This is a genomic window from Streptomyces sp. Y1 (assembly GCF_041053115.1).
Lineage (GTDB): Bacteria > Actinomycetota > Actinomycetes > Streptomycetales > Streptomycetaceae > Kitasatospora > Kitasatospora rubellomurina.
Genome location: NZ_CP163445.1, coordinates 1,081,606 through 1,105,474 on the forward strand (window position 1 = coordinate 1,081,606; position 23,869 = coordinate 1,105,474).

The 23,869-nt window shown below is 74.7% G+C and carries 20 protein-coding genes and 1 rRNA gene; 9 read left to right on the plus strand and 12 right to left on the minus strand.

The features are described 5' to 3' along the window. Positions 1-94: 94 nt before the first annotated feature. Positions 95-985, minus strand: a complete 891-nt coding sequence (locus tag AB2U05_RS04530) for an esterase/lipase family protein (protein ID WP_369185896.1) — start codon at positions 983-985, stop codon at positions 95-97. Between the two features lie 222 nt (positions 986-1,207). On the opposite strand from AB2U05_RS04530, the gene AB2U05_RS04535 reads away from it, so the two are divergent. After that, positions 1,208-2,608: a PucR family transcriptional regulator gene (locus tag AB2U05_RS04535; protein ID WP_369182486.1), complete on the plus strand. Its 1,401-nt coding sequence runs from the start codon at positions 1,208-1,210 to the stop codon at positions 2,606-2,608. A gap of 193 nt (positions 2,609-2,801) precedes the next feature. Here the strand turns inward: AB2U05_RS04535 and AB2U05_RS04540 are convergent, their stop codons facing one another. Then, the gene (locus tag AB2U05_RS04540; RefSeq protein ID WP_369182487.1) at positions 2,802-3,563 is read right to left on the minus strand and encodes a DapH/DapD/GlmU-related protein; all 762 of its coding nucleotides are present in this window, start codon (positions 3,561-3,563) and stop codon (positions 2,802-2,804) included. A 100-nt stretch (positions 3,564-3,663) separates the two neighbouring features. Here AB2U05_RS04540 and AB2U05_RS04545 point away from each other — a divergent pair, with 100 nt between their 5' ends. Further along, positions 3,664-4,461, plus strand: a complete 798-nt coding sequence (locus tag AB2U05_RS04545) for a maleylpyruvate isomerase family mycothiol-dependent enzyme (protein ID WP_369182488.1) — start codon at positions 3,664-3,666, stop codon at positions 4,459-4,461. 57 nt (positions 4,462-4,518) lie between these two features. Here AB2U05_RS04545 and AB2U05_RS04550 read toward each other — a convergent pair whose 3' ends face one another. Next, entirely contained in the window at positions 4,519-5,292 is a 774-nt protein-coding gene (locus tag AB2U05_RS04550; RefSeq protein ID WP_045704978.1) for an enoyl-CoA hydratase family protein, read from the minus strand. A 244-nt stretch (positions 5,293-5,536) separates the two neighbouring features. Between AB2U05_RS04550 and AB2U05_RS04555 the strand changes: the two genes are divergently transcribed. The 3 genes from AB2U05_RS04555 (at position 5,537) to AB2U05_RS04565 (ending at position 9,449) form a co-directional block, all read left to right on the plus strand. Continuing rightward, on the plus strand, positions 5,537-6,334 hold the full coding sequence (locus AB2U05_RS04555; RefSeq protein WP_369182489.1) for an ATP-grasp domain-containing protein: 798 nt from the start codon (positions 5,537-5,539) through the stop codon (positions 6,332-6,334). Between the two features lie 64 nt (positions 6,335-6,398). Continuing rightward, a complete protein-coding gene (locus tag AB2U05_RS04560; RefSeq protein WP_369182490.1) occupies positions 6,399-6,803 on the plus strand; it encodes a RidA family protein in 405 nt (134 codons plus the stop codon). Positions 6,804-7,082: 279 nt separating this feature from the next. Beyond that, entirely contained in the window at positions 7,083-9,449 is a 2,367-nt protein-coding gene (locus AB2U05_RS04565; protein ID WP_369182491.1) for a glycosyl hydrolase family 18 protein, read from the plus strand. Between the two features lie 75 nt (positions 9,450-9,524). Here the strand turns inward: AB2U05_RS04565 and AB2U05_RS04570 are convergent, their stop codons facing one another. Beyond that, on the minus strand, positions 9,525-10,739 hold the full coding sequence (locus AB2U05_RS04570) for a geranylgeranyl reductase family protein (RefSeq protein WP_369185897.1): 1,215 nt from the start codon (positions 10,737-10,739) through the stop codon (positions 9,525-9,527). A gap of 406 nt (positions 10,740-11,145) precedes the next feature. Between AB2U05_RS04570 and AB2U05_RS04575 the strand changes: the two genes are divergently transcribed. Further along, positions 11,146-12,510 carry a dipeptidase gene (locus AB2U05_RS04575; protein WP_045704984.1) on the plus strand — a complete coding sequence of 455 codons (1,365 nt, stop codon included), beginning with the start codon at positions 11,146-11,148 and terminating at the stop codon, positions 12,508-12,510. Here AB2U05_RS04575 and AB2U05_RS04580 read toward each other — a convergent pair. From AB2U05_RS04580 to AB2U05_RS04610, 7 genes are all read right to left on the minus strand, one after another. Next, entirely contained in the window at positions 12,486-13,391 is a 906-nt protein-coding gene (locus AB2U05_RS04580; RefSeq protein ID WP_369182492.1) for a DUF4184 family protein, read from the minus strand. The two genes, AB2U05_RS04575 and AB2U05_RS04580, sit on opposite strands and share 25 nt — an antisense overlap. A gap of 105 nt (positions 13,392-13,496) precedes the next feature. Next, positions 13,497-14,564: an NUDIX domain-containing protein gene (locus tag AB2U05_RS04585; protein WP_369182493.1), complete on the minus strand. Its 1,068-nt coding sequence runs from the start codon at positions 14,562-14,564 to the stop codon at positions 13,497-13,499. A gap of 489 nt (positions 14,565-15,053) precedes the next feature. Next, positions 15,054-15,950, minus strand: a complete 897-nt coding sequence (locus AB2U05_RS04590; protein WP_369182494.1) for a C40 family peptidase — start codon at positions 15,948-15,950, stop codon at positions 15,054-15,056. Positions 15,951-16,217: 267 nt separating this feature from the next. After that, positions 16,218-17,633 carry an acyl-CoA synthetase gene (locus AB2U05_RS04595; protein WP_045705723.1) on the minus strand — a complete coding sequence of 472 codons (1,416 nt, stop codon included), beginning with the start codon at positions 17,631-17,633 and terminating at the stop codon, positions 16,218-16,220. 223 nt (positions 17,634-17,856) lie between these two features. After that, on the minus strand, positions 17,857-18,819 hold the full coding sequence (locus tag AB2U05_RS04600) for an electron transfer flavoprotein subunit alpha/FixB family protein (RefSeq protein WP_369182495.1): 963 nt from the start codon (positions 18,817-18,819) through the stop codon (positions 17,857-17,859). 45 nt (positions 18,820-18,864) lie between these two features. Continuing rightward, a complete protein-coding gene (locus AB2U05_RS04605; RefSeq protein WP_369182496.1) occupies positions 18,865-19,650 on the minus strand; it encodes an electron transfer flavoprotein subunit beta in 786 nt (261 codons plus the stop codon). A gap of 374 nt (positions 19,651-20,024) precedes the next feature. Beyond that, positions 20,025-20,438 (minus strand): thioredoxin family protein, encoded by a 414-nt coding sequence (locus AB2U05_RS04610; protein WP_369182497.1) that lies wholly within the window; start codon positions 20,436-20,438, stop codon positions 20,025-20,027. Positions 20,439-20,653: 215 nt separating this feature from the next. Between AB2U05_RS04610 and AB2U05_RS04615 the strand changes: the two genes are divergently transcribed. The 3 genes from AB2U05_RS04615 (at position 20,654) to AB2U05_RS04625 (ending at position 23,665) form a co-directional block, all read left to right on the plus strand. After that, positions 20,654-21,079, plus strand: a complete 426-nt coding sequence (locus AB2U05_RS04615; RefSeq protein ID WP_045705651.1) for a DUF4395 domain-containing protein — start codon at positions 20,654-20,656, stop codon at positions 21,077-21,079. A gap of 272 nt (positions 21,080-21,351) precedes the next feature. Beyond that, positions 21,352-22,122 (plus strand): 1-acyl-sn-glycerol-3-phosphate acyltransferase, encoded by a 771-nt coding sequence (locus AB2U05_RS04620; protein ID WP_045705653.1) that lies wholly within the window; start codon positions 21,352-21,354, stop codon positions 22,120-22,122. Between the two features lie 268 nt (positions 22,123-22,390). Continuing rightward, positions 22,391-23,665 carry a TolB family protein gene (locus AB2U05_RS04625; protein WP_369182498.1) on the plus strand — a complete coding sequence of 425 codons (1,275 nt, stop codon included), beginning with the start codon at positions 22,391-22,393 and terminating at the stop codon, positions 23,663-23,665. Between the two features lie 83 nt (positions 23,666-23,748). Here the strand turns inward: AB2U05_RS04625 and rrf are convergent. Next, positions 23,749-23,865, minus strand: a 5S ribosomal RNA gene (rrf, locus tag AB2U05_RS04630). Positions 23,866-23,869: the final 4 nt, after the last annotated feature.

A 23,869-nucleotide genomic window follows, 5' to 3' on the forward strand; every position in this document is an offset into this window, starting at 1 on the left:
CCCCGCCGGGCGCAGCGCCGCCCCCGCCGCCGCCTGGACGGCGGACGGCGGGGGCGGCGCGGACGGCGGGGGCGGCGCGGGCGGCGCGGGCCGCTCAGCCGCAGAGCACCGGCGTGGCGTTCGCCGGGTCCAGGGCGTTGGTGACGAGGTGCAGCGCCGTGGGCGAGAAGGCGATCGCCACGTGCTCGACCACCGTGACCGGGCAGTGGTCCTGAAGCACCACGTTGTCCACGTTCGGACCGCTCAGGAACTGCGTCCGCCACGGGGTGACCACCTCGTCGTACACGGTGGAGATCACGGTGTAGCGCACGCCCGGCACGGTGTCGGGCCGGGAGGCCATCGCCTGGTTGAAGTCCGATCCGACCGCCTGGTCACGGCAGGCCTGGCAGGCGGTGTAGATCAGGTCGGCGACCCCGGGGAAGTACGGCGCGAGCTTGGTGATGCCGTCGAGCGTGGTGCCGTGGTTGGACGGGGCCAGGCCGACCAGCGTGCCGACCTTGGTCGCGCCGCCGAGGAACTTCAGGTAGTAGTTCGGCAGCATGCCGCCCTGCGAGTGCCCGACGATGTCGACCTTGGCCGCGCCGGTCGCGCTGCGCACCAGGTCGACGAAGTGGGCGAGTTGGGCCGCCGACTCGGGCACCGCCTTGAGCCCGCCGATCGGGAGCAGCAGGCCGCTGCCGCTCGAGGTGATGCCCGGGACGGTCCCGTAGTCGAGGGCGAAGACGCAGTAGCCGAGCCCCTTGAGCAGCGGGGACAGCGCCAGCCAGTTCTCGTAGCGGTTGGCGAAGGTGCCGTGCACCAGGACCACCGGGTTGGGGTGCGCGGCGGTCGGGCGGCAGCTCCAGTCGTTGGCGCCGGGCGGCGAGGCCACCGAGTCCCCGTCCGGCGGAAGTCCGGCGTCGGCCACGGCCGTGGCGGATGCGGTCCCGGTGGCCGCACCGGCCGGGGCGGCCGCCGCGCCGAGCAGCAGCGCCCCGGCCAGCACGGCCGCGCCAAGGGCGCCGCCGACCGTACCGCCGAGTGCACCGCGACGGGCGCCACGGGCTCTCCGGCGCAGGTGAGTCGGGGAGAAGCGGAGAAGTGGGGTTCTCAACTGTTGCCTCCACAGCGGAAGTTTGTTACCAACAGGTAACCCGAGTGGCTCCATCATGCGGTCGCCCCTCCGGCCCGGCCCTTGGGTGTTCCCCAGACCTGGACGGTGTTCTCTGTGACCGGTCACAACGCACCCCACTGCGCCCCCACGCACGACCCCGGCGGCGACACCCCCGCCGACGTCGCCCCCGCCGCCCCAGCCGCCACCCCCGCCACCCCCGCCTCCCCGGCGCCGGACTGGCGCGTCCCGGTGATCGGCGGCCTCCCCGCCGACCGCCGACTCCTCGGCGGCGCGCGCGAGTTGGCCGAGGCCGTGATCGGCACGCTGGTGGAACGCGTACCGGTCTACCGCCGTCTGCCCCGGGAGCAGCTGGCCGGCGAACTCACCCGCGACGCCGAACGCCGCATCCGCGCCCTCGCACACACCGCCCGGACCGGACGGCCCGCCCCCGAGGCCGAGTTCACCGCCGTCCGGGAGGCCGCCGCCCGCCGGGCCGAGGAGGGCCTGCCGCTGGACGCCGTCCTGCTCGCCCACCACCTCGGGCTGGAGATCTGCTGGGAGTTCGCCACCCGGCACGCCCTCGCCGGTGACGCCGCCGACCTGCTCACGCTCAACCGACTGCTGCTGGACCAGCTCCGCGAAGCCACCGCCGCGGCCGGCGCCGGCTACCTGGACGGGCGGCGCCGACCGACCGAACACCGGTACGCCGCACGGCAGTCACTGCTCACCGCGCTGCTCGCCGGCACCCCCGCAGAGGACGCCGCCACCCGCGCCGGCCTACGGCTGCCCGCCGCCTACGCCGTACTCTGCCTGTCCGTCGCCGACCACCCCGACGAGCACGCGCCCGAGGTGGACCCGGCCATCGCCGCCCGCCGCAAGCTCCGCCGCCTCGGGGCCGAACTCGACCACCGCACCCGGCGGTCGGCTCTCTACGCGCTGACGTCCTCGGGCGGTCTGGTGCTCGTCCCGCTCACACCCGGCCAGGGCGGCCAGGACGGCCAGGACGCCCACCGGAGAGCCGACGCCCCCGCCGAAGCCACCTGGGCGCACCTCGCCGCCGCCGTCACCGCCGCCGCCCGGGCCGCCGGCGCGCCCGTCCAGGCCGGCGCGGCCGCCGCCACCCCCGCCGAGGTGCCCGCGGCGGCCGCGCTCGCCTGCGAAGTCCTGGACGTGGCCCGGGCGTTCGACCGCCCGCCCGGGCTGCACCGGCTGGACGACGTCCTCCTCGAATACCAGCTGACCCGGCCCAGCCAGGCCCGCGCCCGGCTCGCCGCACTTCTCGAACCACTGGTCGACGGCGGCGAGTTGCTCACCACCCTGCGCACCCACCTGGCCGGCGGCCTGAACCGGCGGCACACCGCGAGCGCCCTGCACCTGCACCCGAACACCGTCGACTACCGGCTGCGCCGGATCGCCGTCCTCACCGGCCTCGACCCGACCCAGCCCGCCGACGTCCTGCGGATCACCGCCGCCATCGCCGCCCGCACCGCCGAACAGGCCACCCCCGCCCGGTAGTCACGGCCGCCGCGAGGTCACCCCCCGGCTCCCGGCGCCGCGAGCGGCAGCTCGACTCCCGGGCACTCGCAGGCACGGGAGGCCCCGCGCCGACCGGCCGAACGCCCTACCCACATCGCCCAGACCGCCACCGCAGGGCACGGGGACCGGCCCCGCGGCCGCGAGGTCCTACGCCCCCGTCTACGCCCCCGCCCTACGCCCCGGCCTGCTCCCCCGGCAGCCGCAGGTCCCAGCCCACCAGGGCACGCAGCTGCTCCGCCGTCACGCCGTCCGGCACCGGCTGCGGGGCCTCGTGGCGCAGCGGCGGCTGCCAGCCGTCCTCCTCCGTCCAGCGGCGCACCACCTTGGCCGGCGCCCCGGCGACCACGCTGTGGTCGGGCACCTCGCCGCGCACCACCGCGCCCGCCGCGACGACCACGTTGCGCCCGATCCGGGCCCCCGGCAGGATCACCGCGCCGGTGCCGATCCAGCTGCCCGCGCCGATCTCCACCGGCTCGTTGCGCGGCCACTGCTTGCCGATCGGCAGGTCGGTGTCCCGGTACTCGTGCGCCTGGTCGCTCACGTACACGCCCGGGCCCGTCCACACGTCGTCGCCGATGACGATCGACTGGTGGCCGACGATGTGGCTGTCCCGGCCGATCACGCAGCCGCCGCCGATCCGCACGATCGGCTCCGGCCCGAGGTCGAGGCCGGGCAGGAAGCCAGCGCTGATGGTGACCCGCTCGCCGATGATCGAGAACGGCCCGATGGTGATCCACTGCTCGTTGAACACCGCCCCGAGCGGGAAGGCGAGCGTGGTGCCGTCGCCCAACTCGCCGAAGCGGTACGGGCCGGGGCTCCGGTTGGTGACCGCGCCGGTCCGCTGCACCCAGCGCCAGCCCCGGTGGACGAGGCGTCCGGCGGCCCGGCGGCCGCCGGCCCGGGCGGCGGCGAGGAGGGAACGGGTTATCGGCATGCGCTCACGTTACCGGCCCGTAGCCTCGGCCCGGACGCCGGGCGGCCAAGATCACACGGTCCGGCCCCGTTCCGCCCGGCGGTCGGGGCACACTGCTGCCATGGAGATCTCCGCGCACATCGACGCACTGCGCCGCGAGGGCGCCCTGCTCGCCGACGCCGCCGCCCGGACCGACCTGTCCGCGACCGTCCCGACCTGCCCGGACTGGCGGCTGACCCACCTGCTGCGGCACATCGGCAACGTCCACCGCTGGGCCGCCGCCCACCCGGCCCGCGGCCTGCGCACGCGGCTGGACGAGGCCGACGCCGCCGAGGTGCTCGGACCGCAGCCGTCCGACGCCGGCCTGCTCGACTGGTACCGCGAGGGCCACGCCGCCCTGCTGGACACGCTCACCAACACCCCGGCCGACGTGGAGTGCTGGACGTTCATGGACGCGCCCACCCCGCTGGCGTTCTGGGCCCGGCGCCAGGCGCACGAGACGGCCATCCACCGCATCGACGCCGACGCGGCGGCCGGCACGCCCGGCCCCGAGGTGGACAGCGCCCTCGCCGCGGACGGCATCGACGAGCTGCTGCGCGGCTTCCTGACCCGCGACCGCTCCACGCTGCGCAGCGACCGCCCGCGCACCGTCCTGGTCCGGACCGTCGACAGCCCCCGCGCCTGGCACCTGACCATCAGCCCGGAGCCGCTGGCCGTCAGCGCCGACGTGGCCAACGAGGCCGGCGTGGCCAACGAGGCCGGCGGGCAGGACGCACCGGCCGAGCTCACCCTCACCGGCCCCGCCCACGACCTCTACCTGCTGCTGTGGAACCGGCTCCCCGACGAGGCGCGTTCGCGGCTGACCGTCGACGGCGACGCGGACCTGCTCCGGCTGTGGCAGGAGACCTCGGGGATCTGAGGCCGGGCGCCGGCGCGCCGGTCTCGGCACCCGCCGAGCCGGCACGCCGGCCGCCGGTCAGCGCACCCAGTTCGCCGGACGCTTCTCCAGGAACGCCCGCATCCCCTCCTGCGCCTCCGCCGAGCCGAACAGCCGCGCCGACAGCTGCACCAGCTCGTCCGCGTCCCGCGCGAAGGAGCGCACCACGTCCGCGTTGGCGAGGCGCTTCGACTCGGCGAGCCCCTGCGGCGAGCCCAGGCGCAGCGCGTCCAGCAGCTCCTTCAGCGCGCCCTCGACCCCCTCGGCGGAGTCGGCCGCGCGGGTGAGCAGCCCGATCCGGGCGGCCTCGGCGGCGTCGAAGACCTCGCCGGTGAGGTAGTAGCGGGAGGCGGCGCGCGGGTCCAGCTTGGGTCGCAGCGGCAGCGAGATGACGGCGGGCGCGAGGCCGAGCCGGACCTCGGTGAAGGCGAAGGTGGCGGCCGGGCCGGCGATCGCGAGGTCGGCCGCACCGATCAGGCCGAGGCCGCCGGCCCGGGCGTGCCCGTCGACGACGGCGATCACCGGCTTCGTGCAGTCGACGATCGCCTTCTGCAGCTCCACCAGGCCGCGCGGGCCGACCGTCGGATCGGCGCCGGTCGCCTCGGACAGGTCCGCGCCGGCGCAGAACACCTTGCCGGTGTGGGTGAGCACCACCGCGCGGACGTCCCGGTTCGCCGCCGCGACCGCCAGCCCGGCGTGCAACTCGGACATCAGGCGGGAGGAGAGCGCGTTGCGGTTGTGCGGCGAGTCGAGGGTGAGCGTGGTGACGGCGTCGGCGGTGGTGACGCGGACGAGGGGCGCTGCGCTGGTCATCGGCGGGGCCTGCTTTCCGGCTGAGGGTGGGTCGGACCGCTGGCGCCGTCCGGGGTGCCCGGGCGGCGCCCGGACGACTCTGGCACGCCCACCCGCCCCTCGGCCAGAGCCACCGGCCGCACGGTGCCGCCGACCGGCCGGCTCCCCCGCCGCCGTCCGACCGGCGCCACCCGCCGCGGCCCGCCCACCCGCGTGCCGGAAAACCGCTGGTGGCAGCCGCCTCGGGCCCGGCAGCATGGGCGACGTGACCACCGACTCCCCCGTCCTGCTGCTCGCCCCGCGCGTCAACGAGACCGGCCTCCAGCTGCGCACCGCCGCCGGGCTGCGCGGCCTGCGCGCGCACACCGCCGCCTCCTGGCAGGCGCCGCGCGAGCTGCTGGGCGCCCGGGTGCACGTGTACGGCGGGCCGCTGTTCGGCGACGCGGTCGGGCGCGAGCTCGGCCTCGCGCTGCTGGAGCCGTCCGCGGACTGGCTGGCCCGGCTGCCGCGCGCGTCGACCGGTCGGCGGGTGTCCGCGACGACGCTGGCCGAGGCCCGCGGGCTGCGCGGCCCGGCCTTCGTGAAGCCACCGGCGGACAAGCTGTTCGCGGCCCGCGTCTACCCGGACGGCGGCGCGCTGCCCGGGCCAGAGCTGCTGGACGGCGACACGCCGGTGCTGGTGAGCGAGGTGGTGCGGTTCCACGCGGAGTACCGGCTGTTCGTGCTGGACGGCGCGGTGCGGGCGGGCTCCCGCTACGCGGTGGACGGTGAGCTGTCCGTCGCGCCGTTGGGGCGGGACGACCGCGAGGTGGCGGTCTTCGCCCGCGACGTCCTGGCCGCCTCGGCCTCGGCCGCCCCGCTGCCGAGCGCGGTGGTGGTCGACGTCGGCCGGACGGACGACGGCTGGGCGGTGGTCGAGGCCAACGCGGCCTGGGCCAGCGGGGGTTACGCCGCCGAGCCGGGCGACGTCCTCGACGTGGTGCTGCGCTCGTCCGGTCCGGCCGGCCAACTCGGCGCCGCCGACCGGCCGTTCTGCCGCGAGCTGCCCGACGTGGTGCGCTGAGGGGCCGGATGGCCCGGCGCCGCGGCTTGCGGCGCGCGCGAGCGATGACGCACGATCATGCGCCATGACCACCACGCACCTCACCCACATCACCGAACCGTCCGGCGTCGCGCCCGGCACCGGCTACACCCAGGTCGTCACCGGCAGCGGCCGGCTGGTCCAGGTCTCCGGCCAGGTCGCCTTCGACGAGCAGCGGAACCTGGTCGGCGAGGGCGACCCCAAGGCGCAGGCCCGCCAGGTCTTCGAGAACCTGCGCCGCTGCCTGGCCGCCGCCGGGGCCGACTTCTCCCACGTCGTCAAGTTCACCTTCTTCATGACCGACATCGCCCACCTCGCGGCGATCCGGGAGGCCCGCGACGAGTACCTGGGCGACCTGCCGCTGCCGGCCGCCTCCGCGATGCAGGTCGCGGCGCTGTTCCGGCCGGATGTGCTGATCGAGATCGAGGCGATGGCGATCGTCCAGGAGTAGCCTCGCACCGGGGACGGGTCTCAGCGAACAGATTTCACCTGACAGATGACAGATAACAGCTTTCAGATAACAGATGTTGAAATCTGTCATCTGTCAGTCGTTCGCTGAAACCTGAGACCCGCCCCCCACCTCCAGTGGTACAGACCTATTGACGTATTGGTCCAGTCCTCCTACGGTGCCCATGCCCCCGCCTCCCCACAGCGCGGGCACCGATCGCACGCGCACCACAACTCCGGTTCTACGTCACCCTGTTCAACCCCCACAGTCACAGGGAGAACCATGTCCGCTCGATCCCGGGCCGGGCGCCCGCGCATGCGCAGCAGACTGCTCGCACTGCTGTCCGTCCTGCTCCTCCCGCTCGCCGTTCTCACCGCGCTCGCCACCCCCGCGAATGCCGCCGCCCCCGCCGCCGGAAAGCTCACCGCCACCTTCACCACCGCCGACAACGGCTCCTGGTGGCAAGGCACGTACATCGTCCACAACGACAACGCCACCGCCGTCTCCGGCTGGTCGCTGGAGTTCGACCTCCCGGCCGGCGTCACCCTCGGCAACACCTACAACGGCACCGCCACCGTCAGCGGCCGACACGTGAGCGCCACCGCCGCGTTCTACAACTCCACGGTCAACGCCCACAGCACCACCGAGCCGTACAGCTTCTGGTTCGTCGGCAGCGGCCCGGTCGCCACTCCGCTCAACTGCCGCGTCAACGGCGACAAGTGCGACGGCACCCCGGACGTCCCCCCGGGCGCGCCGGGCACGCCCGCCGTCACCGAGTCCACCGCGCACACGCTCGCCCTGAGCTGGCCGGCCGCGGCCGGCGGGGACTTCCCGGTCGCCTCCTACGAGGTGCTGAACGGCAGCACCGTGCTCGCCTCCAGCACCACCACCAGCACCCTGGTCACCGGCCTCGCGCCGGCCACCTCGTACACCCTGGCCGTCCGGGCGAAGGACACCCGGGGCAACACCGGCCCGCTCAGCGCGCCCGTCACCGCCGCCACCTTCGACCCGTCAACCGACCGCGTCCCGCCCACCGCGCCGACCAACCTGCGGTCCACGGCGGTGAGTTCGTCCGACGTGACGCTCGCCTGGAACGCCGCCACGGACAACGTCCGGGTCGCCGCGTACGACGTCTACCAGGGCGCCACCCTGGCGGCGACGGTCACCGGCAGCACGCTCACCGCGACCATCGGCGGCCTCTCGCCGTCCACCGCCTACAGCTTCAGCGTCAAGGCCCGCGACCCCGCCGACAACACCTCCGCCGCCTCCGCCCCGCTGTCCGTCACCACCTCGGACGTCGTCGGCGCCGGGAAGTACGCCCGGGTCGGCTACTTCGTCCAGTGGGGGATCTACGGCCGCCAGTACTTCGTCAAGAACCTCGACACCTCCGGCAGCGCCGCCAAGCTCGACATCGTCAACTACGCCTTCGAGAACATCGATCCGGTGAACCTCACCTGCCTCGCGGGCGTCACCAAGGGCACCACCGCCAACCCGCAGGACCCGGACCAGGGCACCGGCGCCGGTGACGCCGACGCCGACTACGCCCGCCCGATGAGCGCCGACCAGTCCGTGGACGGCGTCGCCGACGACGGCTGGGGCAAACTCCGGGGCAACCTCAACCAGTTGAAGAAGCTCAAGGCCAAGTACCCGAACCTGAAGGTGGTCGTCTCACTCGGCGGCTGGACCTACTCCAAGTACTTCTCCGACGTCGCCGCCACCGACGCCTCCCGCCAGAAGTTCGTCAAGTCCTGCGTCGACACCTGGATCAGGGGCAACCTGCCGGTCTACAACGGCGCCGGCGGCGACGGCGTGGCGGCGGGCATCTTCGACGGCATCGACCTCGACTGGGAGTGGCCCGGCTCCGGCGACGGCCACGCCGGCAACCACTGGAGCGCCGGCGACAAGGCCAACCTGACCCTGCTGGCGGCCGAATTCCGCAAGCAGCTCGACGCGTTGGGCGGCTCGCACAAGCTGCTCACCGCCTTCACCCCGGCCGACCCGGCGAAGGTCGCCGCCGGCTGGGACCTGTCGAAGATCTTCGGCTCGCTGGACATCGCCAACGTCCAGGGCTACGACTTCCACGGCTCCGGCAGCGACAACTCCTGGGAGCCCAACCGCACCGGCCAGGCCAGCAACCTCTACCCGGACCCGAACGACCCGTACAACGTCCACTTCAGCATCGACACGGCCGTCCAGACCTACCTGAACGCCGGGGTCAACCCGCGCAAGCTCACCATCGGCTTCCCGTTCTACGGGCGCGGCTGGCAGGGCGTGGCGGCGGGCGGCACCGGCGCGAACGGCGCCTGGCAGTCCGCGAACGGCGCCGCCCCCGGCCAGTTCGCCGAGGAGGCCGGGACGCGCGGGTACCAGAACCTGATCACCGGCGTCCCGAACCTGACCGTCTACCACGACCCCAAGTCCGTTGCCACGTACGGCTACACGGGCCCCGGCGGCCAGTGGTGGAGCTTCGACGACGCCTGGTCGATCGCCCAAAAGACGGCCTACGTCAAGTCCAGGAACCTGCTCGGCGGCATGATCTGGGAGATGTCCGGCGACACCCCGTCCGGCACCCTGATGTCCGCCCTCGACACCGGCCTCACCCAGCCGACCGCCACCCAGCCCGGCCGCACCCGGTCCGGCCCCGAGTAACCACCCCCGCAACCGAGTCGGGACCGGTGGCCCTCCCGCCGCGACGGGCGGGCCACCGGCGCCCCGACACCGGCCTCAGCGCGCGGCCATCGCGAGCAGCTTGCGCGCCGCCCGGTTCTCCCGCAGCAGCCGCGCGAAGTCCGTGTGCCCCTGCGTGGTCCGGGCGAAGGCCCGCCAGGCCGCCGGCACCGTGCAGACCGCCGTGTGGAACAGCTGCGGCCGCCGCTCGAAGGCCGCCAACAGCTGCTTGCCGGCCCGCATTTCGACGCCCAGCCCGGCCTTGATCGCGAACGCGTAGTTCAGCGCCTCGCGCCGCACACCCGCCGCCTCGCCGGCCTCCGCGACCTTCACCGCCCACTCGCCCGCCAGTCGGCCCGAGCGCAGCGCGTACGAGATGCCCTCGCGGGTCCACGGCTCCAGCAGCCCGGCTGCGTCCCCGGCCACCAGAACCCGGCCGCGGGAGAGCGGCGAGTCCTCGGCCCGGCAGCGGGTCAGGTGCCCCGACTCGACGCTCGGGGTGAACCCGGACAGGCCCAACCGCCGGATGTAGTCGGCGAGGTACTGCTTCGTCCGCTCGCCGTCGCCGCGCGCCGAGATGACGCCGACGGTCAGGCTGGCGGAGTCCGTCTTCGGGAACACCCAGCCGTAACTGCCGGGCAGCGGGCCCCAGTCGAGGTGCACCCGGCCCTGCCAGTCGGCGGCGACCTCCGGCGGCACCGGGATCTCCGCCTCCAGCCCCAGGTCGATCTGGTCGAAGGAGACCCCGACGTGCCGGCCGATCCGGCTCGCGCTGCCGTCCGCGCCGACCACCGCGCGCGCCTCGAAGACGCGCCCGTCCGCGGCCGTCACCCGCACCGTCCGCTGGTCGCCGCCGCGCTGCTCCACGCCGGTGACGGTGACGCCGGTGAGCAGCACCGCGCCCGCCTGCTCGGCCGCCTGCACCAGGCGCAGGTCGAACTCGTCCCGGTTGACCAGGCCGAACAGCATCCGCTCGGAGCGGTGCGTGCGGGTGTACCGGCCGTCGTAGGCGAAGGTCACGGCGTGCACCCGGTCCTGCAGCGGCAGCTTGAAGTCCGGCGGCAGGCTGTCCCGGGAGGGGCCGATGATGCCGCCGCCGCAGGTCTTGTAGCGGGGGTGCTCGGCCTTGTCGAGCAGCAGCACCCGGCGGCCCTGGACGGCGGCGGCGTGCGCGGCCGAGGAGCCGGCCGGCCCGGCGCCGACCACCACGACGTCCCAGACGACGCCGTCGAGCCGCGAGTCCGGGGCGGCGGGGGCGCCGCTGTCGTCCATCGCGGTCACGACCTCGGCCTCGGCCGGAGCACCGGCCTGGACGTCCGCCGGAGCATCGGCCGAAACATCAGCCGGAGCATCGACCGGAGTGTCGGCCGGAGTGTCGAGCGGGCTACGGGAATCGGGGCTTCCGGAGTCAGTCACGTCGAGCAATCCTATGCGTCCGACCGACCCGACCGGACGCCGCACCGCCCGGACCGGCCGCAGCGCACCCCGACCGGCCCCGACCGGCCCAGGCCGCGCGGCCCGCCCCGCCCGCACACACCCTGAGCCGACCCCGCGCCCACCCCACCCACGGCCCGACAGCCTCCGAACCGCGCCGATCGGCTCAGCCTATGATCGGAAACACCCCAACCGACCGCCCCGCCCGCACCCCTCGGACGGCGGCCCTCCCCTCGGAGCACCGATGTCACAGCCCCTGGCCGACGCCGTCCGGTCCCTGATGGACCGTGCCCGCACCGACCTCGCCGAACTGGTCGCCTTCCCCTCGGTCGCCGACCCGCGCCAGTTCCCGGTCGAGGAGTGCGAGAAGGCCGCGCGCTGGGTCGCCGACGCCTTCGCCGCCGAGGGCCTGACCGGCGTCCGGCTGCTGGACACCCCGGACGGCACCCAGTCCGTCTACGGCGAGCTCCCCGGCCCCGAGGGCGCCCCGACCGTCCTGCTCTACTCCCACTACGACGTCCAGCCGCCGCTCGACGAGGCCGGCTGGCACAGCCCCGCCTTCGAGCTGACCGAGCGTGACGGCCGCTGGTACGGGCGCGGCGCGGCCGACTGCAAGGGCAACATCCTGATGCACCTGACCGCCCTGCGCGCGCTGCGCCAGGTGTACGGCGACGCGTACCCGGTCGGCCTGAAGATCATCGTCGAGGGCTCGGAGGAGCAGGGCACCGGCGGCCTGGAGCGCTACGCCGAGGCCCACCCGGAGCTGCTCGCCGCCGACGTCATCGTGATCGGCGACACCGGCAACTTCGCCCCCGGCCTGCCCACCGTGACCGCCTCGCTGCGCGGCATGACGGTCGTCGAGGCCTCGGTCACCACCCTGGCCGGGAACCTGCACTCCGGCGCGTTCGGCGGCGCCGCCCCGGACGCCCTGCAGTGCCTGGTCCGGATGCTCGCCTCGCTGCACGACGAGCACGGCGACGTCGCGGTCGACGGCCTGGCCGCCGACCAGACCTGGGAGGGCGTGCAGTACCCGGACGAGCAGTTCCGCGCCGACGCCAAGGTGCTCGACGGCGTCGCCCTGACCGGCACCGGCACCGTGGCCGACCGGCTCTGGGCCCGCCCGTCCGTCACCGTGCTCGGCATCGACGCCCCGCCGGTGATCGGCGCCACCTCCTCCGTCCAGGCCGCCGCCAAGGCCCTGATCAGCCTGCGCGTCCCGCCGGGCATGGACGCGGCCGAGGCCCAGGCCGCGCTGATCGCCCACCTGGAGGCGCGCACCCCGCTCGGCGCCCGCCTCACCGTCGAGCGCCACGGCAACGGCGCGCCGTTCCGCGCGGACACCAGCGGCCCGGCGTACGAGGCGATGGGCGAGGCCATGCGGGAGGCGTTCGGCACCCCGATGGTCGCCTCCGGCGAGGGCGGCTCGATCCCGCTCTGCAACACCCTGCGCACGCTCTACCCGCAGGCCGAGATCGTGCTGATCGGCGTCGAGGACCCGACCACCCAGATCCACGCCGTCAACGAGAGCGTCGACCCGCAGGAGCTGGAGCGGATGGCCCTGACCGAGGCGCTGTTCCTCCGCCGCTACGCCGAACTGCGCTCCGCCTGACGGGAGTTCGCCACCTGCCCGGGATCCGGAACCGCACCGGAGCCCGGGCCGGACGCGGAGCCCGCCGCCGGCCGCCCGCCGCCGAACCGGCGGGCGGCCGCCGCCACCACGGCCCAGCCGACCGCACCCACCGCGAGCCCGGCCCCGGCGCCGAAGCACACCTCGGGGACGAGGTTGCGCCGCAGCGGCCCGATCCGGTGCAGCACCCCGGCGGCCGTCGCCGCGCCCAGCGCCGCGACGGCCGCCCGCCGGACCGGGGACGCCGGCCGGACGGCGGGCGGCACCGGCTCCACGGCCCGCACCGCGCGCGCCGCCCAGCCGCCCATCGCCACCAGGGCGAGCGCCGAACTCCCGTACTGCGCCGCCTCGTAGAGCGGCACGCCGGCCACCGTCCGGTCCAGGACGGGCAGCAGCCGCACGCCCAGCCGGCCGCCGTGGGTGAACGCGTCCCAGCCGACGTGGGTGGCCGCGCCGACCGCCGCCGAGGCCGCGAACCACGCCGCGTCCGCGCCGCGACGGCCGGCACGCGCACCGGCACGCGAGTCGGCACGCGGGCCACCGCCGCCGGACCGCCGGACCGTCAGCGCCTCGACGCCGCCCGCCCACCGCTCCGGCAGCAGCCCGACCAGCGGCGCCCGCACCAGCCCGTGCCAGCCGGCCACCAGCGCACCGGCCACCGCCACGTCCAGCGTCGGCACCGCCCACCAGCGGTGCGTCAGCCCGCCGAGGCCGTACACCCCGGGCAGCAGCGACTCCGCGAAGAACGGCACGTCCGGCGCCATCGACCCGGCGACCAGCGCCGAGGCCACCAACGGCCCGCGCTGCCCGGCGGCGCGCAGCAGGGGCAGGACGGCGGCGGGGTGGCTGAGCGTGAAGGGCATGCGCCCATCCTCCCGCACGGCCCCGGCCGGCACCCTCCGAGCCCGCCGGCCCCGGGCACGCCCCCGCGACCGAGCGGGCCCGCCCGCCCCCGCCGCCGCACCCCGTCAGGCCGCGTCCGCCGTGCTCGCCAGCCCCAGCGCGACCCGGGCTCCCGCCTCCAGGTACCGCAGCTCCCCGCAGCGCCGCGCGTCCAGCGCGGCCGCGAGCCGCCGGTAGCGGCTGGGCGGCAGCAGGTCGGCGGCCTCGTCCAGGGTGACGAAGCGCCAGCCCCGCAGCTCCCCGGCCTGGAGCAGCACGTTCTGCCGCCCCTGCGCGTCGAGCAGCCCGCCGTCGTAGACGAGCCGCAGCCCGCCCCGGCGGGGGCCGGTGCGCGGCTCCCAGTCGACGGCGAGCAGGCGCAGCGCGGCCGGGTCGAGCCGCAGGCCGAGTTCCTCGGCGGTCTCCCGCAGGGCGGCGTCGGTGGGCGCCTCGCCGCGTTCGACGACGCCGCCGGGGAAGTCCCAGTCGGGCTTGTAGACCGGGTCGACGAGCAGCACGCGGTCCTGTTCGTCGAAGAGGAGGACGGCGGAGGCGACGGTGTCGCCGGTCGGGTCCGGGGTCTGGACGATCGGACAGCGGGCGGCGCCGACCCGGATGAGCTCGGCGATCCGCTGGGCGGTCTCGCGCGGGGTGAGGGCGCCGTTGTCGATCATCCGGGCGTCCTCGACCAGCCAGCGGCGGGCGGCCCGGTAGCGGGGGAGGTGGTCGAGGCACCAGCGGCGGACCCGCTCGCTGGCCGCCGGGTCGCCCGGGCACTCCTCGCGGTGCGCGATGCGGTCACGCAGGATCGTTTCTTCTGGGTCCAGCACGAAGTGGTGCACCGCGATGCCGTGCGAGGCGAGGTCGCCGAAGATCTCGTCCCGGTAGTCCTCTCTGAGCAGTGTCATCGGAACCACCAGCGGCCCGGGGACCTCCCCGAGCAGCGCCGCCGCCGTCTCGGGGACGAGCCGGCGCCAGGCCGGCAGGTCCTGGAAGTCCGACACCGTCGCCAGCCGGTCCGCCGGGAGCATCCGGCGCAGGCCGAAGCCCACCTGCTCGGGATCGAAGAGCACGCTCCCGGGCAGCAGTTCCACCAGCTCGCGGCAGGCACTGGTCTTGCCCGCCCCGAATGTGCCGTTGACCCAGACGATCACAATGCCCCCTGCTTTCGACTCACCCCGGTGCCGTTCGCACCGGGCGGCGGCCCGTCCACCCGGACCGGCGCCACCCGTGGTGGTACCCGCACCACGCCGCTCCCCAAGCCTGCTCGGCACGCCCTCCGCAGCGCGCCCGCGCGCCCCTTGACAGGGGCATGTGCCCAGGTCGGACGGCCTGCGGGGAAATGTGCCGAGCGGTCCGCATCAAAGTTGCACCCCTCCCCCACGGCTCGCGCACAGCACCTCGGGCGGGTCGCTTTCCGCGTGCGCCCCTCCCGCACCCCCTTCGCGCCCCGCGCCCCCCGCCGGCCCGCACGCCGCACCCCGTACCTCCGCGCCCCCGTACGTCCGTACCCCCGCGCCCCGCCCGCCCGGTGCCCGCCCCGCCCCGGACGACCTCTGGCACCCCGCCGGACACCCTCCGCACACAGCGCCGAGCGCGCGCCGGGGGCGCGGACACCCCTGACGCGCGCTCGCCCGGACCGGCTAGGGCCGGCCCATGAAGTTCGGGTAGTAGCCGCTGCTGATCCCCGAGGTCCGCACCAGCGTCCCCGGCCGCGCCGCCTCGACGTAGCGGTTGTCGCCGAGGTAGATCGCCACGTGCTGGATGCCGCGCGCGGTGCCGTCCGGCGACCAGAACAGCAGGTCGCCGCGGCGCAGCTGACTGGCCTTGATCGGCGTGGTCGCCGCGTACTGGTCGTTGGCGACGCGCGGCAGGTCGATGCCGCCGCGCCGGAAGGACTGCTGCACCAGGCCCGAGCAGTCGTACCCGTTCGGCCCGTTGCCCGCCGTCACGAACGGCTTGCCGAGCTGCGCGAGCGCGTACTGCACGGCCGTCTCGACGTCCCGGTCGGCGGCCACCGAGTCGGACGAGCCGGAACCGGAGGAGCCCGAGGAGCCCGAGGAGGAGGAGGACGAGGAGCCCGAGCCGCCGCCGGTGCGCGCCAGGTACACGTCGTAGTGCGTGGTCCAGCGCCACTCGCCCTTGCTGTTCTTGAACCAGTACCGCGAGCCGTCCCAGCCCTGCTTGATCCCGCCGCTCGACTGCTTGGCGGCGGAGGAGGACGCCGTCGTCCCACCGCCGGTGCGCGCGACGTACACGCTGTAGTGGGTGGTCCAGCGCCACTGCCCCTGGCTGTTCTTGAACCAGTACCGCGAGCCGTCCCAGCCGGCGTGCGCGGGGGCCGCCTCGGCGACCGCGGGGCTCACGCTGGTGCCGAGCCCGATCACGCTCGCACCGGCCGCGATCACGGCCACCATGCCTATCCCGCGACGGAGTCTCGCGATCCGGGACGGGCGGGCGGTGCGGGCAGGGGCCGGGGCGGCGTGCTGCCCGGTCGGCTCGTCGGCGGCATCCGGCGCGCCGGTGTTGACGGTGGTCATCCTGCTGACTTCCTCACTGCTGCGGACCGCCGCCGTTCGGGGCGGCTGCGGAGACTGCTGCGGACACGCGGTGCGCCCCGGCAGGTGCCGGGGCGTCCGGCTCGGCAGAGCCCGGCTCTGCCTGCGTGTCACGTTAGGCACGCGTCCGCTCACAGCGCGCAGTGGAGTGCGCCAATGGAGGGTTCCCGCTCGGCGGGTCGTCAGCTCCGCCACCAACGGCGCATCAGGGTGAACGCCCGTCACCGGGCGGCGCCCGGCGACCCTCCGTCAGCGGCCGCCGTGCTCCGCGAGCAGCTGCTTCTTCAGCACCTTCCCCAGGGCGTTGCGCGGCAGTTCGGGCACCAGGACGACCCGGCGCGGCCGCTTGTGCACCGACAGGCGCTCCGCCACGAAGGCCGTCAGCTGGTCCCCCGTCACGGCGCCGTCCGGGACGACGTAGGCGACGATCGCCTGCCCGAGGTCCTCGTCGGGCGCGCCGACCACGGCCGCGTCGGCGACCGCCGGGTGGTCGCGCAGCGCGGCCTCGACCTCGCCGGCGCCGATCCGGTAGCCGCCGCTCTTGATCAGGTCGACGGAGGCGCGGCCGACGATCCGGTGGAAGCCGTCCGCGCCGATCACCGCGACGTCCCCGGTGCGGAACCAGCCGTCCGCCGTCCAGGCCTCGGCGTCCGCGTCCGGCCGGTTGAGGTAGCCGCTGAACAGCGTCGGCCCGGCGACCTGCAGCTCGCCGACGCTCTCCCCGTCGTACGGCACGGGCGCGCCGTCCTCGCCGACCAGCCGGGTGCGCACGCCGTCCACCGGCAGGCCGACGCTGCCGGGGCGCCGCTCGCCGTCCGCCCGGGTGCTGACGGTGATCAGCGACTCCGTCATGCCGTAGCGCTCGATCGGCGCGTGCCCGGTGAGCGCCGCCAGCTTCTCGAACACCGGGACGGGCAGCGGCGCGCTGCCGGAGACCAGCAGCCGGGCGGAGGCCAGCCGCCCGGCCGCCTCGGGGTCGGCGGCCAGCCGGGACCAGACGGTCGGCACGCCGAAGTACAGGCTGGCGCCCGCCGCCGCGTAGCCGGCCGGGGTCGGCCGCCCGGTGTGCACCAGCCGACTGCCGGTGCGCAGCGCGCCGAGCACGCCGAGCAGCAGCCCGTGGACGTGGAACAGCGGCAGGCCGTGGGCGAGGGTGTCCTCGGCGGTCCACTGCCAGGCGGCGGCGAGGGCGTCCAGGTCGGCGGCGATCGCCTCGCGGCGGATCACCGCGCCCTTGGGCGCGCCGGTGGTGCCGGAGGTGTAGAGCACGAAGCCGGTCGAGTCGGCGGCCGGCTCGGGGTGGCTGGTGGCGGAGCGCTCGGCCGGGTCGACCGGGAGCCCCGGCACGCCCTCCGGCACGTCCTCGCCCACGGCGTGCGCGAGCAGGGCCGCGCCCGAGTCACGCAGGATGTGCTCGCGCTCCTTGGGGCCGGAGTCCGGCGGCAGCGGCACCACCGGGACGCCGGCCAGCAGGCCGCCGACCACGGCGACGACGGTCTCGACGGTGGGCCGGGCGAGCACGGCGAGCGCGGGCGCGCCGGCCGCCCGGTCGGCGACGGCGGTCGCCGCACCCAGCAGGTCCTCGCGGGACAGGGCCCGCCCGTCGATCCGCAGCGCGTCCGCCGTGTCGCCGAACCCGCCCTGAAGTGCCGTCAGCAGTGCCATGCTTCCGTCCTCGCCCCTCGTCCTCGCCGTCGCCTCACACTGTCGCGCCGACTCTACGGGGCGTGCCCCGCGCGCCGGATCACCGGGAAGGGCTCCGGGCGCCGGGCCCGGCCGGGACCTCCGGAAACGCCGGGAAGGCGCCGGGAACGCCGAAGGGCGCGGCCCCCGGGGGTACCGGGTGCCACGCCCTTCGCGCGCCGTGCGGGGAGCTCCCCGCGCGGGATCAGGCCTTGCGGGCCTTCACCTCGGCGGTCAGCTGCGGCAGCACGGCGAACAGGTCGCCGACCACGCCGTAGTCGACCAGCTCGAAGATCGGGGCCTCGGGGTCCTTGTTGACGGCCACGATGGTCTTCGAGGTCTGCATGCCGGCCCGGTGCTGGATGGCGCCGGAGATACCCGCCGCGATGTAGAGCTGCGGGGAGACCTGCTTGCCGGTCTGGCCGACCTGGCTGGTGTGCGGGTACCAGCCGGCGTCGACGGCGGCGCGCGAGGCGCCGACTGCCGCGCCCAGGGCGTCCGCGAGCTCCTCGACGACGCCGAAGCCCTCGGCGGCACCGACGCCACGGCCGCCGGAGACCACGATCGCGGCCTCGGTCAGCTCCGGGCGGCCGGTCGAGACGCGCGGGGTGCGCGAGACGACCTTGGCGGCGTTGCCGGTGAACTCGACCGACACGTTCTCGACGGCGCCGGCGGCCGGAGCGGCCTCCGGGGCGACGGCGTTCGGCTTCACGGTGATGACGGGCGCGCCCTTGGTGACCTTGGACTTCACCTGGAAGGACGCGGCGAACACCGACTGGGTGGCGACCGGGCCGCCGTCGCCGGCCTCCAGGTCGACGGCGTCGGTGATGATGCCGGAGCCCAGGCGCAGCGCGACGCGGGCGGCGACCTCCTTGCCCTCGCCCGAGGACGTCACCAGGACGGCGGCGACGTCGTTGGCCTTGGCGATCTGGGCCAGGGCGTCCACCTTCGGGACGACCAGCTGGTCGGCGAACTCGGCGCCGTCGACGACGTACACCTTGGCGGCGCCGTACTCGCCGGCCTTGGCCGCGATGTCGGCGGCCGCGGCACCGGCGCCGAGCACGACGGCGGACGGCTCACCGATGCGGCGGGCCAGGGTCAGCAGCTCCAGGGCCGGCTTGCGGACCGCACCGTCGGCGTGGTCCACCAGAACCAGGATCTCAGCCATGATTCATTGCTCCTGATCGATCGTTGGATGCGCGAAACGGTGGGACTAGATGAACTTCTGGTCGGCGAGGAAGGCGGCGAGCTGCTTGCCGCCCTCGCCCTCGTCCTTGACGACCGTGCCCGCGGTACGCGCCGGGCGCGCCGCCACCGACTCGACCGCCGTCCACGAACCCGCCAGGCCGACCTCGTCCGCCTCGATGCCCAGGTCGTCCAGGTCCAGCGACTGCACCGGCTTCTTCTTCGCCGCCATGATCCCCTTGAAGGACGGGTAGCGGGCCTCGCCCGACTGGTCCGTCACCGAGACCACGGCCGGCAGCGCCGCCTCGACCAGCTCGGTCGCCGCGTCACCGTCACGACGGCCCTTGACCACGCCGCCCTCGACCGACACCTCGGACAGCAGCGTCACCTGCGGCACACCCAGCCGCTCCGCCAGCAGCGCCGGCAGCACGCCCATCGAACCGTCGGTCGACGCCATGCCACCGATCACCAGGTCGAAACCGGTCTTCTCCAGCGCCTTCGCCAGGATCGCCGACGTCCCGATCACGTCCGTGCCGTGGATGTCGTCGTCGTTCACGTGCACGGCCTTGTCCGCACCCATCGACAGCGCCTTGCGCAGCGCGTCCTTCGCATCGTCCGGACCGACCGTCAGCACCGTCACCTCGGCGCCCTCGTTCGCCTCCGCGATCCGCAGCGCCTGCTCCACGCCGTACTCGTCCAGCTCCGACAGGAGGCCGTCCACACCCTCCCGGTCCGTGGTGTGGTCGTCCGAGAAACGACGGTCACCCGTCGCGTCCGGCACGTACTTCACACAGACAACGATCCTCAAGCTCACGGCCTTGTCTCCTGTACTGGTCTCGTCCGGCGGCTGCGGCTGTGCAAGCGGGCGCGAACTCGGCACGCACCCGCTCCGGGCAGCGGTTTTCCCGTGCCGGTCCGGAACTTCCTGGCAGCATACTCGCCAGTAGCTCAGCGGTCACTACTGGCCAGTAGCTTACGCCGGGCAGCACGCACCGCCGCACCCTGCGCCCATCCTGCCCCAGTCGACGCCGACTCCACCCGGCAGGGCCGCACAACCGCCGGGAGAGTCGCCGGGAGCGGTCGCCGCGAACAGCTGACAACTTTCAGCGAACAGATAACAGATTTCATCATCTGTCATCTGTTCGCTGAAAGTCGTTCGCTGAACCCTGTTCGTCGACGACCGTCGCTTCAGACCGCCTCGCCGAGCGCCGCGATCACGTCCGCCTTCCGCGGCAGCCCCGCCGCCCGGCGCACCACCCGGCCGTCCGCGTCCAGCACCAGGACGGTGGGCGTGCGCAGGACCTCCAGCCGGCGAACCAGCTCCAGGCGCGCCTCGGCGTCCACCTCGACGTGCGCGACGCCGTCGACCATGCCGGCCACCTCGGCGAGCACCCGGCGGGTCGCCCGGCAGGGCTGGCAGAACGCGGACGAGAACTGCACCAGCGTCGCCCGCTCGCCGAGCGCCCCGCCCAGCTCCGCCCCCGACAGCCGTACCGCACCGTCCCTGGTCCGCACCCTCGTCCTCCCGTCGCGCCCGGCCTGCGGCAGCCCGAACGCGGTCGCCGCCGCCGGGGCGGCGACCCACACCGCCCGTCCGGCCATCCCTCCAGTCTGCGGCATCGCCCGCCGCCCACGAAAGGTGGGTCGACCGCCGGGAGCGGGCGCACATACCATCGCCGGATGGACTCCGAGCGCCCCGCAGCACGGCTGCTGACCTCCCGTCGCGTCGTCGACCACGACCGGGCGGCCACCTCCCGCCGACCCTGACCGGCCCCGCCGCCGACGCCGCCGCCCGACGCGACCCTCCCGGAGCCCCCGTGCAGATCGACCCCCGCGGCCCCCGCTTCGCCGCCGCGATCACCTCCGCCGTCCTGGCCGTCGCCCTGATCACCGGCAGCGGCCCGCTGCTGGCCGGCCAGGCGCTCGTCTACGCCCTCGGCGCGTTCGGCGGCCCGCAGCACTCCCCGTACGGCTGGCTGTTCCGCCTCCTCGTCCTCCCCCGCCTGGCACCGCCGAGCCGGACCGCGGACGAGCGGCCGCTGCGCTTCGCCCAGGGGGTCGGCCTGGTCTTCACCGCCATCGGCGCGCTCGGCTTCTTCACCGGCGTGCCCTGGCTGGGCCTGCTGACCGCCTCGTTCGCACTGGCCGCGGCCTTCCTGGGCGCCGCCTTCGGCTACTGCCTAGGCTGCGAGATCTACCCGCTCGTCCGGCACACCCGCAGCCGCCTCGGCAACGGCGCCTGATACCGCCGTCCACCCGGCGCGCGACGGGCGGCCGGGGCACGATCCACGCGCGTGGACAGAAGCGGGAAGTTCCCGTTCGGACCCATCACGGAGATCACACCGCGAATATCCGGTTGACCGCACGGCTCAGGTGACAGCAGGCACTCGTTCGGGGGATCATCTCCAGGTATCACCCGTGACCGCCGCGGCGTGCCGTGCTCCGGTCGGCACCCGCGCCCGGGCGCGGGAACCCCGCCGAACCGGGCCCCGGCCCGTGGAAGTCAGGACTGACCGTGGCAGAGTTCGTCTACCCGCCGGTGATCGGCGCCGCCCTCACCGCCTTCCGTGCGCTCGACGTACGGGTCAAGATCGTGGGTGCCGAGCACATTCCCGCCACGGGCGGGGCCGTCCTGGTCAGCAACCACATCAGCTACCTGGACTTCCTCTTCGCCGGCCTCGGCGCCTACCGCGGCGGGAAGCGCAAGACGCGCTTCATGGCCAAGGACGACGTCTTCAAGCACCGCATCTCCGGCCCGCTGATGCGCGGCATGAAGCACATCCCGGTGGACCGCACCGACGGGCAGCCCGCCTACGAGGCCGCCGTGCGCGCCCTCAAGGCCGGCGAGGTGGTCGGGGTGTTCCCCGAGGCGACCATCAGCCGCTCGTTCATGCTGAAGAAGTTCAAGACCGGCGCCGCCCGGATGGCCGCCGACTCCGGCGCCCCGCTGCTGCCCGTCGTCCTCTGGGGCACCCAGCAGCTCTGGACCAAGGGCCGTCCGAAGACCCTGACCAAGCGGCACGTCCCGGTGACGATCATGATCGGTGAGCCGATCCGGCTCGGCCCGGACGACAAGCCCGTCATGGTCACCAGAAAGCTCCGCGCCGCCATGAGCGCGATGCTCGACCAGGCCCAGACCGAGTACCCCGGCAAGCCGGCCGGCCCGGACGACAGCTGGTGGCTGCCCGCCCACCTCGGCGGCACCGCGCCCACCCTTGAGGTCGCCGAGGCCGAGGACGAGGCGGAGGCCGTCGCCAAGGCCGAACGCCGCGCCGCCCGGGGCTGACCACCCGCCCTGCCCCTCCACTCCGTGGAGCCGATCTACTCCGTGCGATCGAGCGGACCCGCTCCGTAGCGTGTCGCCCGGCCTCCGACACCCCGCTTCTGACACAGTGACAGCTCCTTTCCGGGCCCCGCCCGGTCGGGAACGAGGCGCCACGTCGGAGCGGTCGGAAAGGTCGGAGACGGAGATGACACGGATCACCGGCACACGGCAGTCCCCCGGAAGCAGCAGAGCCCGTACCCGCGCGAGCGCCGGTGCGGGCCTTCTGCTTGTGGGCACCCTGCTCGCCGGCTGCGGAGCCGAACCCGGGGACATCCCGCTGTCCGAGATCCGGCCGGAGTCCCCCACCGCCACCCCCGAGCCGACACCCGCCACCCCGAGCCCCGGCGTCGTCGGCGCCGCGGCCGGCAATCCCGCCGCCGCGCACAACGGCCAGATCGTCGGCAGCGCCTTCCTGGACGCGGCCCGCAGCACCAGCGCCATCGTCACCCTCGCCCCGGACGGCACCGGCCAGCGCCAGCTCACCCAGCCACCCGACCGCGCCCGCGACGACCGCCCCGACTGGTCCCCGGACGGCAGCACCATCGCCTTCGACCGCACCGACCCGACGACCGGCGCCGCCCGGCTCTGGACCGTCTCCGCCACCGGCGAGGCCGCCCACCAGATCGGCCAGCTCTGCGACGGCGGCGCCATCGACTGCGCCAACGAGGACGAGCGTGCCCCCGCCTTCTCCCCGGACGGCAAGCAACTCGCCTTCAGCCGCACCTGGGGCGCCCTCGACCAGGCCACCCCCGCCCGGATCCAGTACTCCGACCTCTACCTGATGCGCCCGGACGGCACCGACGTCCAGCGGCTCACCTTCCTCACCAACGACAAGCCGTACTCCGGCACCGTCAGCAACCCCAGCTGGTCCCCGGACGGCAAGCAGCTCACCTTCGAGTACCGCACCAGCGCCACCGGCCAGCCCGCCAACAGCCGGGCCGTCTACGTCGTCGGTGTGGACGGCACCGGCCTGCGCCAGCTCACCCCCTGGGAACTGCGCGCCGGCGAACGGGCCAGCTGGTCCCCGGACGGCACCCAGATCCTCTTCACCACGTACCCGACCGGCCCCGACAACGCCCCCGGCGGCGGCATCTACACCGTCCACCCGGACGGCACCGCCATCGGCGCGCTCACCCCGGCACCCTCCGACGCCGCCTACGGAACCGCCGCCTACGCACCGGACGGCAAGTCGATCGTCTTCGCCCAGACCGCCGCGGGCGCCGGCACCGACTTCTACACCATGCGACCGGACGGCACGGGCGTCGCACGGCTCACCAACAACGGGGACAAGTGGCTCAGCCGACCGGTCTGGGGGACGGCGGCGGCTCCCGTCCAGGCGGCCTCGCAGTCCTCCCCCGGCGCTTCCCCTTCCGCGGCTTCCGCCGCTGCCTCTCCTTCGGCGTCCGCTTCAGCCGCTTCAGCACAGCCCTCGGCAAAGGCACCGGCTCAGGCTCAGGGACAGCCGGACACCGAGGACACCCAGCTCGACGACAGCGACCAGTGATCCGAGGCCATTCGACCGACCGCCCGCACGGAAAACGCGAAAAGGCCCACCCGGGAACCCGGGTGGGCCTTTTCTGAAGAATTGTTCGGCGGCGTCCTACTCTCCCACAGGGTCCCCCCTGCAGTACCATCGGCGCTGTGAGGCTTAGCTTCCGGGTTCGGAATGTAACCGGGCGTTTCCCTCACGCTATGACCACCGAAACAC

Coding starts and splice junctions, on each gene's coding strand:
- AB2U05_RS04550 (WP_045704978.1), bottom strand. CDS start 5,292: ATGACCAGCGCAGCGCCCCTCGTCCGCGTCACCACCGCCGACGCCGTC.
- AB2U05_RS04580 (WP_369182492.1), bottom strand. CDS start 13,391: ATGCCCTTCACGCTCAGCCACCCCGCCGCCGTCCTGCCCCTGCTGCGC.
- AB2U05_RS04575 (WP_045704984.1), top strand. CDS start 11,146: ATGTCACAGCCCCTGGCCGACGCCGTCCGGTCCCTGATGGACCGTGCC.
- AB2U05_RS04610 (WP_369182497.1), bottom strand. CDS start 20,438: ATGGCCGGACGGGCGGTGTGGGTCGCCGCCCCGGCGGCGGCGACCGCG.
- AB2U05_RS04545 (WP_369182488.1), top strand. CDS start 3,664: ATGGAGATCTCCGCGCACATCGACGCACTGCGCCGCGAGGGCGCCCTG.
- AB2U05_RS04570 (WP_369185897.1), bottom strand. CDS start 10,739: ATGGACGACAGCGGCGCCCCCGCCGCCCCGGACTCGCGGCTCGACGGC.
- AB2U05_RS04600 (WP_369182495.1), bottom strand. CDS start 18,819: ATGGCTGAGATCCTGGTTCTGGTGGACCACGCCGACGGTGCGGTCCGC.
- AB2U05_RS04560 (WP_369182490.1), top strand. CDS start 6,399: ATGACCACCACGCACCTCACCCACATCACCGAACCGTCCGGCGTCGCG.
- AB2U05_RS04590 (WP_369182494.1), bottom strand. CDS start 15,950: ATGACCACCGTCAACACCGGCGCGCCGGATGCCGCCGACGAGCCGACC.
- AB2U05_RS04540 (WP_369182487.1), bottom strand. CDS start 3,563: ATGCCGATAACCCGTTCCCTCCTCGCCGCCGCCCGGGCCGGCGGCCGC.
- AB2U05_RS04595 (WP_045705723.1), bottom strand. CDS start 17,633: ATGGCACTGCTGACGGCACTTCAGGGCGGGTTCGGCGACACGGCGGAC.
- AB2U05_RS04565 (WP_369182491.1), top strand. CDS start 7,083: ATGTCCGCTCGATCCCGGGCCGGGCGCCCGCGCATGCGCAGCAGACTG.